The sequence below is a fragment of the Prauserella salsuginis genome (assembly GCF_024648885.1).
Lineage (GTDB): Bacteria > Actinomycetota > Actinomycetes > Mycobacteriales > Pseudonocardiaceae > Prauserella > Prauserella salsuginis.
In genome coordinates, this window is sequence record NZ_JANBBF010000010.1 from 252,633 (window position 1) to 269,806 (window position 17,174).

The following is a 17,174-nucleotide window of genomic DNA, read 5'->3' on the forward strand; positions in this document are numbered from 1 at the left end:
GTAGTCCGGCCCGCGGGGCGGGGCCCATGAATCCGGCGCGCATGCTCCGGTGACGAAGGTCGCCTCGTACGCCAACCTTCGTCGTCTGTATCCGGTTGCGGAATGATGAGCTCGATCGGTCCTATGTGGTCGGTCGGGTCGCGCCTGCGTAGTCGTCGCTGGGGTAGCGGTAGTTGTCGATCGTTACGACTTCGCCGAAGTCGGGGGCGTGGATCATCTTGCCGTTGCCGATGTAGAGGCCGACGTGGTGAATGTGGGCTGGGGTGCCGTAGTGGACGAGGTCTCCGGGGTGGAGTGGTTGTCCGTCCGGGACGGGGGTGCCCGAGTGGTACTGGGTGTGGGCGGTGCGAGGGAGGTCGATGCCTGCCGCGCGGTAGGCGGCTTTGGTCAGGCCGGAGCAATCGAATCCGGAGTGGCCGCCGTCGGGGCCGTTCCCACCCCAGACGTAGGGAAGGCCGCGTTGTCCGCAGGCGTAGTTGATGGCGGTACGTGCGGCGGGGGTGGGAGCGTGGATGGTGGCGCAGTTGCCGGTGCCGGTCGTCGCGGAGTCAGGCTGACAGCGAACGTCGGTCAAGGCCGCGACGACGGTGCGTGCGGTGGGTTCGTGCTGGGCGTAGGCGTTGGGGAATCCGGAGCGTTGGACGGCTTGCGCGGCGTCGGTGATGCTCATGTCCTGCCAGCCGGGGACGGCTTTCAGGTGCGTGTAGAACTGGGTGGCTGCGTAGCTGGGAGTGGTGATCTGCTGCCGGGTTCCCCAACCCATGGACGGGCGTTGTTGGAAGAGGCCGAGGCTGTCGCGGTCGCCGTAGTCGAGGTTGCGGAGGCGGGATTCCTGGAGCGCGGCGGCGATCGCGACTACCCAGCCTCGGAGCGGTACGCCCTGTTGTCGGCCGACCGCGACGATGGTGGCGGCATGGTCCATTTGCTCACCGCTCAACCCCGCAACCTGTTGGGCCGCTGTGGCGCCGGTGTGACAGCCCGCGGCGTCCGCAGTGGGCTCGGTGTTGCCGAGGGCGCCGACGATTCCACCCGTTGCGGCGCCGACGAGGGCGATCACGGCCACGACCAGTACCCCGCCGCTGGTGTCGAGTTTCGTCGCCATCATGGGCATGCGCTCCCTTCGTGGCGTTTGTCGCGCTCAGCGGGGCTGGCGGTTGGGTGTGGCCGCCGGTGGTGTGGGGCGCGGTGGTGGCAGGCGGTAGGGCGAGGTCGTCTGGGGGTCGACGGCGTCGCCGGTGGTGTCGATGTCGGTGGTGGGTGGGGCGAGCGAGGGCCAGGCGTCGGGGAGGTCGGTGAGGGAGTAGCGGGGCCCCGAGCGGTGGGCACGGGCCGAGGTCAGGGGAAGCCAGACGTCCTGGGCGGGGCTGGGGTGCGGCGCAGCCGGGTCGAGCAGGTCGGCAGCGGCGGTGGCGACGGGCACGGCGGCGGGGTGGTCGAGTTCGGCGTGAATGCGGGCGAGCGCGGTGCGCACGCCGGCCTCGCGGCGCGTGCTGGGCAGCCACAGCAGCACGGGGGTCGCGATGCCGGTGGATTCGGCCAGGCGGGCGTAGCCGAGTAGTTTGCGTGCGACTTTGGCCAGTGTTTCGGTGCCGGTGTCGAACTCGAGGAAGAACTCCACGTCGCTGGCGTGCCTGGTGGTGTGGGTGTGCCAGCGACCGTAGCCGTCGGGGATCACGAGGTCACCGAAATGGCGGGCGCACCGGGTTTCGGACCACCACGCCGTCAGCTCCATCCGCCCGCTGCCTGGACGGGTGTGGCGGGTGTGGGCGATCAGCGAGGTGAAGAAGTCGTTGATGCCCGTGGTGTGGGCGAGGCGTTGGTTGTGGGCGATGGCCATGGCCCGGTCGTGGCGGTAGCCGAGTTCGGTTGGCTCGAGGCCGTGTTCGGCGGCCAGAACTGCGGCTCCGGCGGGTCCGAGGACGTAGTGCATGGGGGCCGAGCCGCGTTGCCGGAAGGGCTGGAATCGGCTGACCGCGCGCCACAGGTACAGCTCGCGCAGGCGTTGTCGGGTGGCGCGGCCGGAGGGGAATGCGGCGTCCTGGATGTGGCTGCTGGTCAGTACCCGGTGCTCGTGCAGCATCGCCAGGATCCATTTGTCGCGGGCGGTCAGCCGCGTGGCGAGCATCGCGTGATGCTCGATCGAGCCGGCCGTCCGCGGGGCGCGACTCTGCGGGCGCGGGCTACGTAGCGCGTGTTGGCGGGTGGGCGTGGTGATCACGACACGGCTCCCTTGCGTATCAACAGGGTGTGGATACCGGTGTGGGCAGATGGCCCGAAGAGCCCCCGAAGGGTCCAGGCCGATCGGCAGATGGCGCACCACTGGTTGCAGCGGCCAGGCTTACGGCCTGGTGCGGCGGGGGTCGGGGGCCGGAGGGCGTTGCCCGCGCGCCGCCGGTTGCGAGGGCGCCGCGGGGGCTTTCGGCGGGGCTGCGGCTGTGTCGGAGCTGGGATCGGGTTCGGTGGGGTTGTGGGCACGGCGTTGGGCTCGGAGGGCGGCGCGGATCGCTCGTGCGCGTCCGGGGACGGGGTCAGGTAACGAGGTGGTGGCCATGGTGAACGGTTCGGTTTCTTCGCCGCCGACCACGAGACGGGTCGCGGTGCGATAGACGCCGAGGTGGGACAGGTCGTGGTCGCTCAGGCGCGGCGCGATGTGGCGCGCGAGTTCACGGGCATCTTCGGGGCTGGCGGAGAAGAAGATCTTGTTGCGCGCGTTGGTCGAGATGCCCTCTTTGAGCTCGCGGGGAAGTTGGCCGAGGTGTTGGTGGGCCAGGGTCATGCCGACGCGAAATCCGCGGGCTTCGGCGAGCATGTCTTCCAGCGGGTAGGGCAGGTTCAGGAAGTTGTGGCACTCGTCGACCACGAGTGAGGCATCGGGGCGGAGGCGCTGCGGTGTGTGGGCGCGGGCAGTGGTGGCTTGCCAGGCACGCGCCACCACCAGCGAGCCGACCAGTCGCGTGGTTTCCTCACCGAGCGATCCTTTGGGGATACGCACCAGGCAGATCCCGCCGTCGTCAAGCACGCTACTCATGTCTACTGTGGACCTTCCGCCGGCGATGGCTTCTCTGACGAACGGACGCAAGAGGAAGGCGCGCAGTTTGTTCATCAGCGGGGAGATCACCTGCGAGCGGGACGAATCGGTGAGGTCGTCGTACCACTGCCAGAACCCGGTCAGCACGGGATCGGCCAGGCCGCTGGTGATACGGGATCGGTAGGCCTCGCTCGCGAGTAGTTTCGGTAGGTCGGCCAGGGTGGGTACGCCTTCGGCTGCGCGGAGGGTCAGACAGGCGGCGCGCATCAGGTCATCGGTGCGCGGGCCCCAGAACGCCGAATACACCCGCCGAAACACCGATACGAGGTTGTCGACCTCGCGGTCGGTTTCGCCGCCTTCGAGGGGGTTGAGGATCGGTGGTCGGTGCCGTGAGTCGGCGTCGAAGAGCACCACGCGTGCGGCCGCGTCGAGAGGGATCCGGTTGAGGATGTCGGTGACCAGGTCACCCTTCGGATCGATGAGCACCACGCCCCGGCCGGTCTCAATGTCGTCGAGGATCATGTTGCCCAGCAGCGTCGATTTGCCCGAGCCGGTGGCGCCGAGGACGTGCACATGGTGGCGGGCATCGGGCACGCGCAACCCCACGGCGCGGGCGTGACCGGTGTCGGAGTGTCCGAGTGGTTTGACCCCGGCGCCGGGTACGGCGACGCCGGGTGGCGGGGCGACGGCCTTGGCTCCGGCGCGTTCGATGCCGGGGATGTCGGCGTCGGCGGGCAGGTGGGCGAGTGCGGCCAGTTCGGGCACCGACAACAGGTCACCGGAACCCAGACGCCGCTGGGCCAACACGGCGGCGGCCGAGCGCAACCGGGTGCGGGTGTAGTGGTTGTGCTCGGTGTAGGCGGCGAACGCTGCGGCGAGGGCGTGCGCCCGTCCGCGCGCAGTCTGCTGCGCCTGACGGGCGAGGTCCCCGCCACCGTTGACCTCGCCCGTCAGGTCGCTGATCACGGCGTAGCGGATGGTCGTCTCGTACTGCGGGCCACGGTGTTTGCCAACGATGGCCTTGTTCTGTGCGGAGTATTCGAGTGCGACTTGCGGGTCGGGGCTGATGCGCCGCGTATCGGGCGTGCGCCGTCGGCGGGTGGCGTTCGTACCGGGAGTGAGGGCGTCGAGGAGGGCCGATCTGAACTGCCCGGAACGGCCGTGGTGCACCCGGCGCGCGGCGCGGCGGGCGCGGGCCACGCGGCTGCCCGTGACAGGTCGGGCGAGGATCTGCACGCATGCCCGTTCACCCGGTCCGAGCCCGACGGGGGCGCCGAGGAGGCCGCGGATCGGGTCGGCCTCGAAATCGGTGCGGATCGGCAGGGCTTCGGACCGGGCCAGGCGCAGCGTGCCGGCCACGGTGATCCGGCGTCGGCCGGGTTCGAGTGCGGGAAACGGCGGAGTGGCCCGGTGGGTGCGTGTATGCGCGCCGGGCCATGCAGCCTCGATCGCCCGCTCGACCAGCGCGGGCGGGATGGTTCCGGCGACCCAGAATTGCACCGCCACCCCGTGTTCGGTGAAGACGTACTCCATCGCCAGATGGGGTTGTCCGAACCAGAGCCGTCGCCACGTCGGGCGCAGCAGCCCGGCGAGGTTGGACCATAGCGCGGTGCCCCCGGCAGGATCGACGGTCGGTGGGGCGAGCACGGTGACGCACCGGGCATCGGTCTGCAGCCGCGCGCGCAGTCGCCCACGCCGCACCAGGGTCGCCGCTGTTGCCACGGATCCGGCCACCGCGACGAACGCCGCGGCCACGAGGCCCCAGCTGCGGGCCCAGTCGCCGAGCGCGGCGAGCATGTCCAGCGCGGTGCCGCCGGGATCGCGCAGGTAATCACCCACCCAGCCACCGGTAGCGATCGACGAAGGCATGGCACAACTCCTCTGGTCAGAAAACAACGGGTGAACACGCACGCGCGGAGACCGCGCCGTTGCTGCTACGCAGTTGGTGTTAGCCAGGCTCGAGGTCGATGTAGGCGTCGGCCAGGCTCGGGTCGGTGGCGTCGTCGTGTGCGGCGAGGTGGGCGAGTTCGGCGGGGTCGGTGGTGATCAGGACGTTCTCGGTCGGGGAGGCCACAGTGTGGAAGGCGACTCGGTGGGTGCCGGAGCTGAGGAGTCCTTGGCCCTTTTCGGCTGAGAGGAGGAAGTGGCGTTCACCGGCCGACAGGTCGAAGGTCGTGGCGATCTCGTCGATGGCTTGCGGGGCTTGACGCAACAGCACCTGGGTGGCGGCGTTGGCCACGATCGCCTTGCCGAGTTCGCTGCCCAGCACGTCCGCGGTGTCCTGGGTGGCGACGGTGAGCCCGGCCCAGTGTTTGCGCGCGGCTTTGGCCATGCGGAACAGGAACTGGGCACCTTCGGGCTGTTGCATCAGCTGCCAGGCCTCGTCGACCACGACGAGCCGGGGGCGCCGGTGAGTCGGGTTCGACACGCGCCGCCAGATCGCATCCAGAGCCAGCAGCGTGCCCAAGGGGCGGACCTCGTCAGGTAGGTCGCGCAGGGAGAACACGACCAGATGCCCGTCCGGGGTGGTGGAGGTGGGCCCGTCGAGCAGGGCGCTGTAGGCCCCGTCGACCAGCGGGTGCAATCGGGCCGCCAGGTCGGCGGCGACGTGGTCGCCTTCCTCGCCCCGGGCGGCCAGGACCGCGCGCAGATCACGCAGCAGTGGGGCGGGGCGGGTCCACGTGCGGGCCTCGTCGGTGATGCCGGCCTGGCGGTAGGTTTCGGCGATCGCGGTGTCGAGGACGGCCCGCTGCTCGGCGCTGGCTGCCGCGCCGAAGGCGACCGCGAGGACGGTGTGCAGAAACAGCGTCTGTCGCCGCAGCGCGTCGGCGGGCGCGGTGCGGCGCCCTCCCGTGCTGGTGTGGACCGGCAGGTCGAAGGGGTTCAGATGCACGCCCGCGGCGCCCAGATGCATGTAGGTACCGCCGATCTCGGCGGCGAGGCGGGCGTATTCGTCCTCGGGGTCGACGACGAAGGCTTGGACCCCTTCCGCCGCGGCGGGGTCGGCGGCCTCCGGGGTCAGGGTGCGGTAGAGCGAGCGCAGGGTCTCGAGCTTGACGAAGTACGACTTTCCTGCCCCTGAGCGTCCGAGAACGACGGTGTTGTAGTTGTCGCAGGCGAAGCGGTCCCAGTGCACCAGCCCGGCAGAGCCGACGTTGTACCCGTACAGCACACCGGTCGGTGTGGTGCTGGTCGGCTCGGTCGGCGGCAGATCCGGCGAGGTGAACGGAAACGCCGCCGCCACGGCGGCGGTGTCGAACGTGCGGGTCAACCCGAGCCCGTCGATCCCGACCGGCAGGGTGGTGACCCAGCCTTGCAATGCCCGGTAGGTGGCCGGTTTGGCATCCAGGAGCAACGAGGCACACAGCGAACGCAACGCGGCGACCTGGTCGGCCAGCGAGTCGGGGTCCGGGGCGTGCACCGTCAGATACAGCCCGAACCGGAACAACCGCCCCTCACCGCGGGCGACGCGATGCGAGAGATCGGCGGCGTCTTCGGCCGCAGCATCGAGGTCGGGATCGTCGAGCCGGTCGTGCCGGGCGTTGTGACGGCGGGAGGATTCCAGTTTGGCCCGCTGCGTACGGAGCCGGGTGGCGGCGGTGGCCGGGTCGATCGGGGACAGGTGTACCGAGACATCCAAGCGTGCCGGGTAGGTCAGCAAGGGCGCGAGCCAGCCGGGATAGACCTCTTGTGGATACCCGGTGACTCCGAATGAGGCGACGTACTCGTTGCCCACTTCCAGATGGCGGGCGGCCACTGACAACGCGTCCGGAGTGAAGACACTGGCCGAGCCCGTCCGCGCAGGTCGGCGGCGATGTGGAGCGTGTGCCATGGCGTTACCTGCTTTCGATCTCATCGTCGTAGTCCCAGTCCTGGTCCGGCTCCAACCACGGCCCCGTTGCCGTGGACTCCCGCGTCGCCGACGTCGTTGGCGCAGCCGTTCCTGGGCGGGCAGGTGGGTGATCCGGTTCGTGGTCCGAGCCGGCGTCGTAGAGGTCGGCGACGGTGGTGGTGGCAGTGACGATGTCGTCGGCGGCGGCCAGCTCGGCTGAGGCCGGTAGGAAGGTGTCGGGATTGCACGCCGCAGCCAGCACTCCGGTCGCGGCCGCCGCGTCCAACGGGCTCACCACGATCCCGGCGGTCGACAACAGGTCGCTGGCTTCGCCCAACCGACGGGCCAACCGTTGCTCGGCCGCCTGCCGCGCGCCGTCGACGTTGCCGGACTCCTCATCTCGGCGACGCCGCCGCCATGGCCATCGGTCGGATGTCTCCGAGCTAGGCGCGGTAGGTAGTGGCTCGCGCAGCACGAGCAGTACCTGGCGGCGCAGCAGATCGGTTTGCATAGTCAGCTCGGCCAGGTAGTCGGCGTGATCGCGGGCGGCGGCTTCCAAGGCCGGGTGCGGCAGCCCACCGGCCCGCGCCCGCAGCTGATCGATCTGCCGGGTGAGGTCGAGCCGTTCTGCCCGCACGAGAATCTGGACCGGGGCCGACAGCGAATGCAGAAACCGCGCGAACGCGGCGACCAACGCATCTTGTTCGCCCGGAGTGCGCAGACTGAAATTCACCGTGGAACATGCAGCGATGAGCGCGAGTCCGTCACTGCCCAAATCAACGATCCCAGCCTGGCCACCGTGATCAGCGACGCCGGTGGCGGGAAGCTGCACGGGCACTGCAGACACCTCCTCGTGGACCCCGCCGCCGGTGTGCTGCGACGAGGCGTGGGCGGCCAACCACGGCGGGGCGGGCCGTACTCCTTCGGGGGCGGCCACGCGATGGCGCGGTGACAGGCGCCATCGCAGGGCGGCCAGCGCCAGCCGATCGAGGCTCACCCCGTCCCGCCGCCCCATGGCCAGCACCACGACGGCAACCGCGATCGGCACGGCGGCGACGAGGAACACGGCGAGCGGAACCACGGAGCGCACGGCCAGGTAGAGGCCATACATCAGCAGGCCGGCGGTGCCGAGAATCGCTAGTTGTCGGGCCGACAGCGGTCCGAGGACCCGGTCGGGCCGGTCCACATCGGCGGGGACACGCACAGGACTGGTCATGGTGGAAGGCACCTCACTTCGCAGGCTTGCCCCGCCTGCGTCGCGGCAGGTCCAAGGGCAAGGCCAGTTGACGAGCCCGCGGCGCAGGCCGCGGTGTGGACGGCGGTGTCGGCGCCGGGGACTGAGCGCCGGCCCGCGGCGCTGGCTGGCGCCGCACGCCCAGCGGCAACGGGTACTGGCCCGAGGCCAACGGGCGGTTACCGGTGTAGGCATCGCGAGTCGAGTGGGGCCGAAGTGGTCGGGCCGTGCGATTGATCTGCCCGGACGGTGTGATCAGCCCGGGCCCTCGTTGCCGGACCGGCGGGGTGTCGGCGGGCGCGGCTCTGCGTTCATCGGCCAGGGTGTGGCGCGTCGGTGCGGGCGGGGCCGGCTGGAGGTGGATGGGCAGCATCCCGGCTTGCGGGGCGATCAACGCGCCGGGCAGACGTGTGGGTGGGCGGGCGTTGCGGTTGATCCGCCCGTCCGGAGTCAGCAGGCCCGACTGCGGCACCGGTGGTGGCATGCTCGGGCGCCGTGTGGCGTGCTCGTCGGCCACCGTGCGGCGCGACGTCGCGTTGGGGGTTCGGCGGGTGGTGATCGGCAGACCGCGCTGCTCGGTCGGGAGAGCCCCGGGAAGTCCATCGGGTGGCAACGCCCGCGGATTCGGCCGCACGTCGTGCTGGCCTGCGGTGCCGGTCACCGACAGCAGCGACAGCTGGCCCGGCCCCGGCCGCCGATCTCCCGGCTCGCCCGTGGCCGCGGCGGTATCGCCGAGTCGGGGGCTGCGGTGGGAGGAGGGGCGAGTGCGGCGCAGCCGCATCGGCAGCATGAACTGCCCCGAGCGCGTCGCCGTCGGATCACCGCCATCGGAGGCGCGGTCGGTGGTGTGTGCGCTCGGCCCGCGTCGCGACGACCGTTTCCCGCCGAGTATCGATCCGGCGCCGCCGAGCAGGCCCATCGTCTTGTAGGCGATCGCCCCGCGTGCCAACGAGCCGACCATCGACCGTCCGCCGTTGGAGAGGGGACGCAGACACCAGAACGGGATCTTGATCAGCACCCACATCAGCGCCAGCGACACCAGGAGGTTCACCAGTCCGTCGGCAGTGGGCCCGAACATCGACAGCCCGCCCGGGGTGAAAAACACCCGTAGCGCCACGACCATCGTCAGCGACTGGCCCACCTGGATGGCCAGCACGCCGCCGAACGCTTTCCACCACGCGCGGGCGATACCTTCGGTGTGGGGCAGGGCGTGCCACATCAGCGCGAGCGGTGCCGCGGCGATCAGCAGGATCGTCAGCATCACCCGCACGATGAAGGTGATCAGCAGCACGATGACCATGACCGCCAGGGCCAGGCCGATGAACACGATCCACAGCCCGCCGCCGTTCAGTGCGCCGAGCACCATCGTGGTCAGCGCGGTGCTCCCGGTGTCGGCATTCACCCCTTCGCCGAGCACGGCCTGGGCGAGGGCGTTGGCGATCTGGATCGCCTTGGTCGCCAGAAACAGCGACAGCGTGCCCGCCAGAAACCCCGCCGCGATGCGAGGTGCGATCTCTTTGATCGAGTAGTGGGTCTGCAGCGACTGATAGCTCATCACCACCATGCCGGCGATGAGCACGAGCCCCACATAGGCCGACAGCAGGATGTGCCACGACTGGGTCCACAGCTGTCCGACACTCGGCAGGTCACTCGGCTCGGGTGTGGTCAGCAGGGTCTGGCCCAGCAAGTCGAGCAGCGGGTTCAGCGCCTCGGTCACCACGCCGCGGAACAGGCTGTCGATGCCGTCGGTGACACACGCAACCGGGTCGGTGATCCCGCAGTCGCTGGCCTCCTCGTCGCCGTCCTCGTTCGAGTCGGGCGGCCTGTCGGACTGTCCCGGTTCCACCGGGGCGGGCTGGGGGATGCAATTCGGCCCGGTGCACGGCTCCGGCGTCGTTGAACCGTCCGGGTCGTCGGAACCGGTGGGCCCGTCGCATCCGGGGGCGAGCGAACCGGGAAAACACGACGGCGGCGGAGGTAGTTCCGTGACCGGCGGCAGGTGCGATTCCGGGGGCGGTGCGGTGCTGCTGGGCGCATCGGGCAGCGTGCACCGTGGATCAGTCGCCCCCGGCCGGCAGTCCGGCTCGTCGACCGGCGGTAGCGGGAACGGCGGCTCGGTCTGGGCCGGTGCCGCAACCGGTGCCGCCGACGGGGCGGGGGTGGCCGCGATCGAGGTCGCCGCTGTCGCGGCGAATGTGGCCAGCAGGGCCGCGGTCGCGGCGAGCGTGCCTGCCCACCGCCGCAACCGGGCGCTCGTGGGAGCCATGGGCTACACACCGCCCACGATGCCGGTCAGGATCTCGACGACCAGCGGGGCCAGTGCGGCCAGACCGAACCCGATACCGGCGGCCTTGAACGCCCCCTTGGCCTTCTCGACCTCCCCTGGGTCGCCGGAGGCCATCAGATAGCGCAGACCGCCGATGGTCAGGAACACCACCGCGACCGCCGCCAGGATCCCCATAATCCAGTCGCGGATGTTGCTCAACACCTCATCGACCGTGCGCGCCAACGCGACCACCTGGCCGACGTCGGCCGTGGCCATTGCTGGCGTGCACACCAGCACGGTCAGTGCCACCGCAGCGACTACCCCGCCCGCGCGGACCCGCGAAACGGCACCAGCAATTCGGCGATGACGAGTGCGGCGATGGGGGCGTGGGGGTGTCAGTCGCATGAGCGGACCTCCCGACGAGTCGGCGCCGCCGGACCGGAACGGGCGGGACGGGCGCGAGAACTGGGTCGTGCGGGAGAAGGAGCCCCGCGTGAGGCAATACGGGATTTGGCGGCGTTGGGCGACATCGGTTGCCGTGTTTTCTGCCCACGCCCGCGGCCACGTGCCGTCTCGGGTCGCCTGCCGCGGTCGCCTACGCGGTTCTTGTCGCGGCTCGTCCCCGCGGGAGTGGGATGTGGTTCGTGTGCGTTCGCATCGGTGTCGACCGGGCCGCCGGTCAGGTAGGTACGGAGGTGTGCTTCGGCGCGCTCCCGCGCTTTCGCCGTCGCCTTGTACGAACTGCCGCGCTCGGCGGCCGCCTCGGCCAGTGACGTGTCGCCGAGGCGCGTGACGGAGATCAGATCGGCTTCGGCCGTGGTGATCGCACCAGCGGCGACCGCGCGGGCCAACACCAGGTCGGGATGCCCCTCCGGTTGCGGCGTCGCGGCGGCCTCCGACACCCGTTCCCCGGCCGGTATCGGACTGCCGACGATCTCGTCCCGCGCCGCCAAGCCCGCGCGGTATGCCGCGTAATACAGGCGCGCCAGAATCGCCGGACGCGCCAGGTCGACGGTCGGCAGGGCGGCAAGGAAACCGGTCAAGACCGCGGCGTTGATGTCATGCGTGTCACCGGAAACTCGGCGAGTCACCAACGACGCGGCCCGCAGCACGCTCGGCAGCGCCAGCCCCACACACGCCACAGTCCACGTACCACCTTCGGCCCGGGACCGGGTGATGAGATAGGCCCACGCGCCGTCGCGCGTAACCTGCGGGCAGCTGCGCGCCAACAGTCGCGTGCCCAGCTCATCCAACGGCACCGGACGTGGCGGCAAACCCGGGACGGCGCGTCCGTCCACGCTGACCGGATCCGGGCCGGCAACCAACCAGGCGAACGCCGAACGCGCCATCGCGAACACGTCCGAGCCGGCGACGAAATCCGGCTTGCTAGTTACGTCATAGATGCGCGCACGGTCCTTCTTCCCACTGTTCATCACGACCCCCTTGCGAGTGCGGCTGAGTGAATTGCCATCAGCACGCCACACCGAGGGCCTCACACCCGTGTCGTCGCCGCCTCAACACCGCCTCACCAGCGCGACAACACCGCCTCACACCGCCCGACGACCACGGGACAGGCGGACCCCGCCGACCACGTGAATCACACTGCTGACACGCCCCGCATCAACGCTGTGACCTGCTGACTCGCCGTTGGCGACGACGAGCGTGAATGCGGCTGCCGCAGCCACGAAAAGGGCCGGCGCCGTGCTGCCGAAAGCCGGGGAAATCACCTCTTCCAAGGTCTGTGCTGCGGCGCACCCGTGAGCCGAGGTGCAGGCACGTGCAGCAAGCGGGAGGGCAGCGGAACGGTTCGCTCCGCGCGCGGCGCGGCGGGTGCGCGGGACGGCGTCTCGGGCGGGTGTGGACGGCGCGTCATTTCACGCTGAGACGTGTCGCAAATCCGGGTCGTGATGAGTATTGCCTGACGACAGCGCCCCAGCCGGTTCCGTTATCGCCAGCTCAGTCCGGCCCTCTGGGAGGAGCACTCATGGCCCCATCCTCGTCGTCGCACGCCGATGGTCACCGACGTCGCAACAATGCCCCCACCTCGTCGCGTTCGTCCCGTGTCGAGACACGCCCGGCATACCCAGGAGCCACCCCGCGTTCCCGCCCAAGCACACCCCGCAGCACCGCCGGCACGCGCCCGAAAACCCCGGCCGCGCCGCGCCAGCACACCACCGGTGCCCCGGCGACACCGACACCGGCCACCGTGTGGACCTGCGGACCCGAACCCGTCGATGCACGCGCGCCCTGGCCCACACCCATCGTGGAAACCCTCGTTGCCGCGTTCACCGACCCCGGCGCACACGTCACGCTGCTCACCCCGGACCCGGTTGGCACCCGCACCGACGCCCCCTCCGCCGATGTGGGTGAGACCGACGGGCAACCGGAGTGCGGTGTGGTCGACGTGGTGCGCGCGTTGAACCGCAGCGCCGACGTCTCGACCCTCATCCCGCATGCGTCCAGCGAGTCGGGCGGCGCCCGTCCGTTCTGGGCGAGCCTGCCCACCAGCCACGCCAACCCCGCCGCAGCGCTGGCCGCTACCGCACCCACCCACGGCCTCACAGATTCCGGCGGTACGCGCCGTCCGGCCCGCGCCGACCTCGTCCTCGCCTCGCTGCCCGCCCACGCGACGGACACGCTGCCGCTGGACCGCATCGCCCATGCCACGGCCACGCAGCTACACGCCGGAGGAATTTTCGCCGTCTACACCCACAGCGATACCCACCGCGGACGACTGGTCGACCCGACCGGGGACATCGTGGCGGCCTGTCAACACGCCGACCTGCTCTACCTCCAGCACATCGTCGCCCTCCACACCCCGATCCGCGCCGGCCATCTCCACTCCGACCCGAGCCCCGCCCACACCACCGAACACGACCGCGCCCGCCACCACTCCCACGCGCGCGGACTGCCCGCGCCACACCTCCGCGTCCACAGCGACATCCTCGTGTTCGCGCAACCATCCGGAACAGACACCTCGTCGCCCGACACCGGCGCGACCGATCCCACCACGGTCGCAAGCGGCGAAGGTTCGTGAACCGCGCCTGCGTCGCCGCCCTGAACTGGCTACCCACCCGTTGACCGGACCCGTGAAAGGTGCCTGCCGCCATGACCCCACAGCCGCCGAACGAACGCGCCCAGACCAGCGATGCGCACACCGACGAGGCGACCATGCCGATCCCACGCACCCTCAACGACACGCTCGACGCCAACCCCGCCGACGACAATGCACCCGGCGCAGCTGAGCTGCCCGTGTCCGTGTGGACGACCGCGCAAACCTCGCCGGCGAACCAGCGGAAAGGCCGCTACGTGGCCGGAACCACGGCACACCCTGCCAAGATGCTTCCCGCCGTCGCCGCCCACGCCATCGAGCACTACACCCGTCCGGGCGAGATCGTGTTCGACCCCATGGCTGGAGCCGGCACCACCCTCGTCGAAGCCCTCCACGCCGGACGGCGCGCCCTCGCCGTCGAATACGAACCCCACTGGGCCGCCATCGCCCAAGCCAACCTCGAACTCGCCCGCGAACGCGGACACAACGCCGACGCTCAGGTGGTACACGGCGACGCCCGTCAACTCCCGCACCTGCTGCCCGAGGAGTATCACGGGCAAGCTGCCCTCGTCGTCACCTCACCGCCCTACGGGCCCTCCACCCACGGCCGCGTCGCGACCGCGAGCACCGACTCGGCCGACGGAAAAGTCCACAAGTACTACCACCGCTACGGCAACACCCTCGACCGTGGAAACCTCGCCAACGTCGGACACCACCGACTCCTGTCCGGCTTCACACGCATCCTGGCCGGAGCCGCGACGATCCTGCGTCCAGGAGGGCACGTCGCCATCACCGTGCGCCCCTGGCGCGAGCATGCCGAACTGATCGACCTGCCGTCACAAATCATCGCCTGCGGACACGCCGCCGGACTCGAACCCGTCGAACGGTGCGTCGCGCTCCTTGCCCGCGTCGCCAACGACACGCTCATCGCCCGGGGCAGCTTCTTCCAACGTGACTTCATCCGCAAACAACGCGAACAGGGGTTGCCACTGCATCTGATTTCGCACGAGGACGTGATCGTCCTGGCCAAGCCCCCTCGTGCCCCGCAGCACGTCGCTCAACGAGGCGGGGCCGAAGAGTAGCGGACGGACGTCGTGAGCACCCTGGGTGCACTGCTGGGACTGCGGCTGGGGTACCCGCTACCGGTGTCCCGCTGCTGGCGCGCCGCGGCGACGCCCGCCATGACCGAGGAAGACGATCCCGGCGGATGCTCCCGGTCTCGTGCCGCAGCGGTCCTGCGGCCACGGTGTCGCTGCTGTAGGGGGCGACGTTCGCGTCTCGGGCTTGCTGTGGCCGGGCCTGACAGCGCCGCCGGGCACCGCTCCGGCATTTCCACGCCCAACAACTGCCGGATGCCCCTGCCGTGAGGGCCAGCACCCGCGCGCACGAGAACCCCATGCCTCCACCGAACCCTGACATCGCCTCGCTGCGAGGAGGTTGCTGTGCACGATTTCGACCGTCTCCGCCCCGCCACACCTGACTCGACAACCACGGCCGCGTCGTCACCGGCGTGGTCCCGCGAACGACTCGCCGACCTCGGCGTGACCACCGACCTGATGACCGCCGCCCGCATGCTCGGCATCGGCCGCACCACGGCCTACAAACTCGCCCGCGCCGGAACCTTCCCGGTGCCGGCGGTCCGTGTCGGCCGCAGCTACCGCATCGCTGTCGCACCTCTGGTCGAGCTGCTCGGGCTGGATGAAGAGCCTCATGCCTGACGCTTGCCCTCTGCGGCTACTGGAGCGTCCATGGTTCCTGTCCGAACCCGACAGCCGCGGATTGCGGGAAAGGAAAGATCCCCGATGGCATTCAAAGGCGCCACGTACAAGCGCTGCAGCTGCACCCAGCCCGGCACCAAGAAGCAACTCGGCTCCCAATGCCCCAAACTTAAACGCAGCAACGGAATGTGGAGCTCGAACCACGGAACTTGGTCGTATCAAGCCGAACTTCCCAAGAATCACGACGGGACCCGCCGCACCCGCAGGCGGCACGGATTCGCCTCACAGACCGACGCGCAGGACCAGCTGGACAAGATCGCCGACCTGGTCGCAGTCGGTGAACGACGCGGCGACACCGCGCTCGCCGCCATCGGCGACCTCATCGACAACCGGCTGCGCACCGGAGAACCGTTCCCCACACCTGACGAGGTCGAGAAGCAGCTGGACGAGGGAAATGCCAGCCTCGGAGCCATGCCCACCGTCGGCGAATGGCTGACCAGCTGGATCACCACCCGCAAGAAGATCCGGGAAGGCACCCGGATCGCCTATCAGTTCCACATAACCAACTGGCTGACGCCGCACCTGGGCCACTATCGGCTCGACGTCCTCACCGTCGACCACATCTCCGGCATGTTCGACGCGATGGCCGAACGCAACGACACCATCACCGCCGCCAACGACAGCGACGACCCCGAGGTCCGCAAGAGCGTGCACGGCCTGCGGATCATCAGCGCGGCCACCATGCAGCGCTACCGCGCCACCCTGCGCGCCGCGCTCAACGCCGCCATCCGCGCCCAGAAGATCACCTTCAACCCGGCCGCCTACGTCGAGCTACCCTCCGGGCGCCGCCCGAAGGCTCTGTTGTGGACACCCGACCGGGTCGAACGCTGGCAGCGCACCGGACATAAGCCCTCGCGAGTCATGGTGTGGACACCCGAGCAGATCGGAAAATTCCTCGATCAGGCCGAAGGTCACCCCTACTATGCGCTGTTCCATCTCATCGCATACCGGGGTCTGCGGCGCGGTGAAGCCTGCGGCCTGCCATGGTGGAACGTCGACCTGGTCAGCCGGTCGATCACCATCTCCACCGCGATCGTACAACTCGGGTGGAGGGCCGAGTTCGGTGAACCCAAGAGCGAAGCCTCCGGCCGCATCGTCGCCCTCGACGAGGCCACCACCCTGGTGCTGCGGCGGCAGAAGAATCACCAGAACGAACAGCGCGTGGCAGCCGGGACCGACTGGGTCGAACAAGAGCTGGTGTGCACCGAACGCGACGGTGGCCCTCTGCACCCGGCCAAGCTCACCGATGCCTTCCACGCCATCGCCGACGCCGCCGAGCTGCCGCCGGTCCGGTTGCATGACCTGCGCCACGGCGCCGCCACCCTCATGCTTGCCGCCGGAGCGGACCTGAAAGTCGTGCAGGAACTGCTCGGCCACTCCACCATCGCGGTCACCGCGGACACCTACGCCCACGTCCTGCCCGAACTGGCCCGCGAGACCGCCGAAGCCGCTGCATCCATCGTCCCGCGCAACCGTCCCACCGCCGCCTGACCCACCACGGGCACAGTCGGGACAACCCGAAACGGGGAGAATGGGGCACGTCGATCCACAATGGATTGACGTGTTTCGTTCTTCTCTGTGCTATGTCATGAACGGCTTCGCTGGGTCGTCTTGCGCGACCGTGCGGCGGTTGGACCTATCGGGGAAATGCGTCGCGCGGTGGGCCCACGCCAGATGCAGCGCTGTGGGGGAACTCGGTGAGAGGTGCCCCTGCTCCCGAAGTTCGCGGCGTGTTTTCCTTGAACGGAGGCGGACCGAGACGGTGTCCTCGGAGTTCATACTGGCGGCGCTGGCGAACATGGCGTCATAGAGGTCTGGCTCAATGACCGCGACGGTCAGGATGTCTCCGCGGAGGATCAGGGCGTCGAACGTGGCGAAGGGTTCGAGTTCGCGGTAGGCGATGGGTTCCCGTTGCCGTCGTGCCCGAGCAGTTCGTCGGCAAGTTCTCGTTCGATGTTGCGCTGTAGAGAAGTCTTTCGGCGAC

Annotated in this window: 12 protein-coding genes; 4 read left to right on the forward strand and 8 right to left on the reverse strand. The window is 69.7% G+C overall.

Annotated features, from left to right (window positions below; genetic code table 11):
• Positions 1–121: 121 nt before the first annotated feature.
• The 8 genes from LY40_RS12405 to LY40_RS12440 form a co-directional block, all read right to left on the reverse strand.
• A complete protein-coding gene (locus LY40_RS12405) occupies positions 122–1,102 on the reverse strand; it encodes a C40 family peptidase (protein ID WP_258937202.1) in 981 nt (326 codons plus the stop codon).
• A gap of 36 nt (positions 1,103–1,138) precedes the next feature.
• A complete protein-coding gene (locus tag LY40_RS12410; RefSeq protein ID WP_258936941.1) occupies positions 1,139–2,218 on the reverse strand; it encodes a replication-relaxation family protein in 1,080 nt (359 codons plus the stop codon).
• 120 nt (positions 2,219–2,338) lie between these two features.
• Positions 2,339–4,897: a type IV secretory system conjugative DNA transfer family protein gene (locus LY40_RS12415; RefSeq protein ID WP_258936942.1), complete on the reverse strand. Its 2,559-nt coding sequence runs from the start codon at positions 4,895–4,897 to the stop codon at positions 2,339–2,341.
• A 79-nt stretch (positions 4,898–4,976) separates the two neighbouring features.
• Positions 4,977–6,860 carry a VirB4 family type IV secretion system protein gene (locus LY40_RS12420; RefSeq protein ID WP_258936943.1) on the reverse strand — a complete coding sequence of 628 codons (1,884 nt, stop codon included), beginning with the start codon at positions 6,858–6,860 and terminating at the stop codon, positions 4,977–4,979.
• 4 nt (positions 6,861–6,864) lie between these two features.
• Positions 6,865–8,076, reverse strand: coding sequence for a PrgI family protein (locus tag LY40_RS12425; protein WP_258936944.1), 1,212 nt, complete (start codon positions 8,074–8,076; stop codon positions 6,865–6,867).
• A 13-nt stretch (positions 8,077–8,089) separates the two neighbouring features.
• Positions 8,090–10,360, reverse strand: a complete 2,271-nt coding sequence (locus LY40_RS12430) for a TrbL/VirB6 family protein (protein WP_258936945.1) — start codon at positions 10,358–10,360, stop codon at positions 8,090–8,092.
• 3 nt (positions 10,361–10,363) lie between these two features.
• Positions 10,364–10,636: a pilin gene (locus tag LY40_RS12435; RefSeq protein WP_258937203.1), complete on the reverse strand. Its 273-nt coding sequence runs from the start codon at positions 10,634–10,636 to the stop codon at positions 10,364–10,366.
• 119 nt (positions 10,637–10,755) lie between these two features.
• Positions 10,756–11,793 carry a sigma-70 family RNA polymerase sigma factor gene (locus LY40_RS12440; protein WP_258936946.1) on the reverse strand — a complete coding sequence of 346 codons (1,038 nt, stop codon included), beginning with the start codon at positions 11,791–11,793 and terminating at the stop codon, positions 10,756–10,758.
• Between the two features lie 830 nt (positions 11,794–12,623).
• On the opposite strand from LY40_RS12440, the gene LY40_RS12445 reads away from it, so the two are divergent.
• The 4 genes from LY40_RS12445 (at position 12,624) to LY40_RS12460 (ending at position 16,681) form a co-directional block, all read left to right on the forward strand.
• A complete protein-coding gene (locus tag LY40_RS12445; RefSeq protein WP_258937222.1) occupies positions 12,624–13,397 on the forward strand; it encodes a hypothetical protein in 774 nt (257 codons plus the stop codon).
• A 71-nt stretch (positions 13,398–13,468) separates the two neighbouring features.
• Positions 13,469–14,494 (forward strand): TRM11 family SAM-dependent methyltransferase, encoded by a 1,026-nt coding sequence (locus LY40_RS12450; protein ID WP_258936947.1) that lies wholly within the window; start codon positions 13,469–13,471, stop codon positions 14,492–14,494.
• A gap of 360 nt (positions 14,495–14,854) precedes the next feature.
• The gene (locus LY40_RS12455; RefSeq protein ID WP_258936948.1) at positions 14,855–15,130 is read left to right on the forward strand and encodes a helix-turn-helix domain-containing protein; all 276 of its coding nucleotides are present in this window, start codon (positions 14,855–14,857) and stop codon (positions 15,128–15,130) included.
• An 84-nt stretch (positions 15,131–15,214) separates the two neighbouring features.
• Positions 15,215–16,681, forward strand: coding sequence for a tyrosine-type recombinase/integrase (locus LY40_RS12460; RefSeq protein ID WP_258936949.1), 1,467 nt, complete (start codon positions 15,215–15,217; stop codon positions 16,679–16,681).
• Positions 16,682–17,174 lie beyond the last annotated feature (493 nt).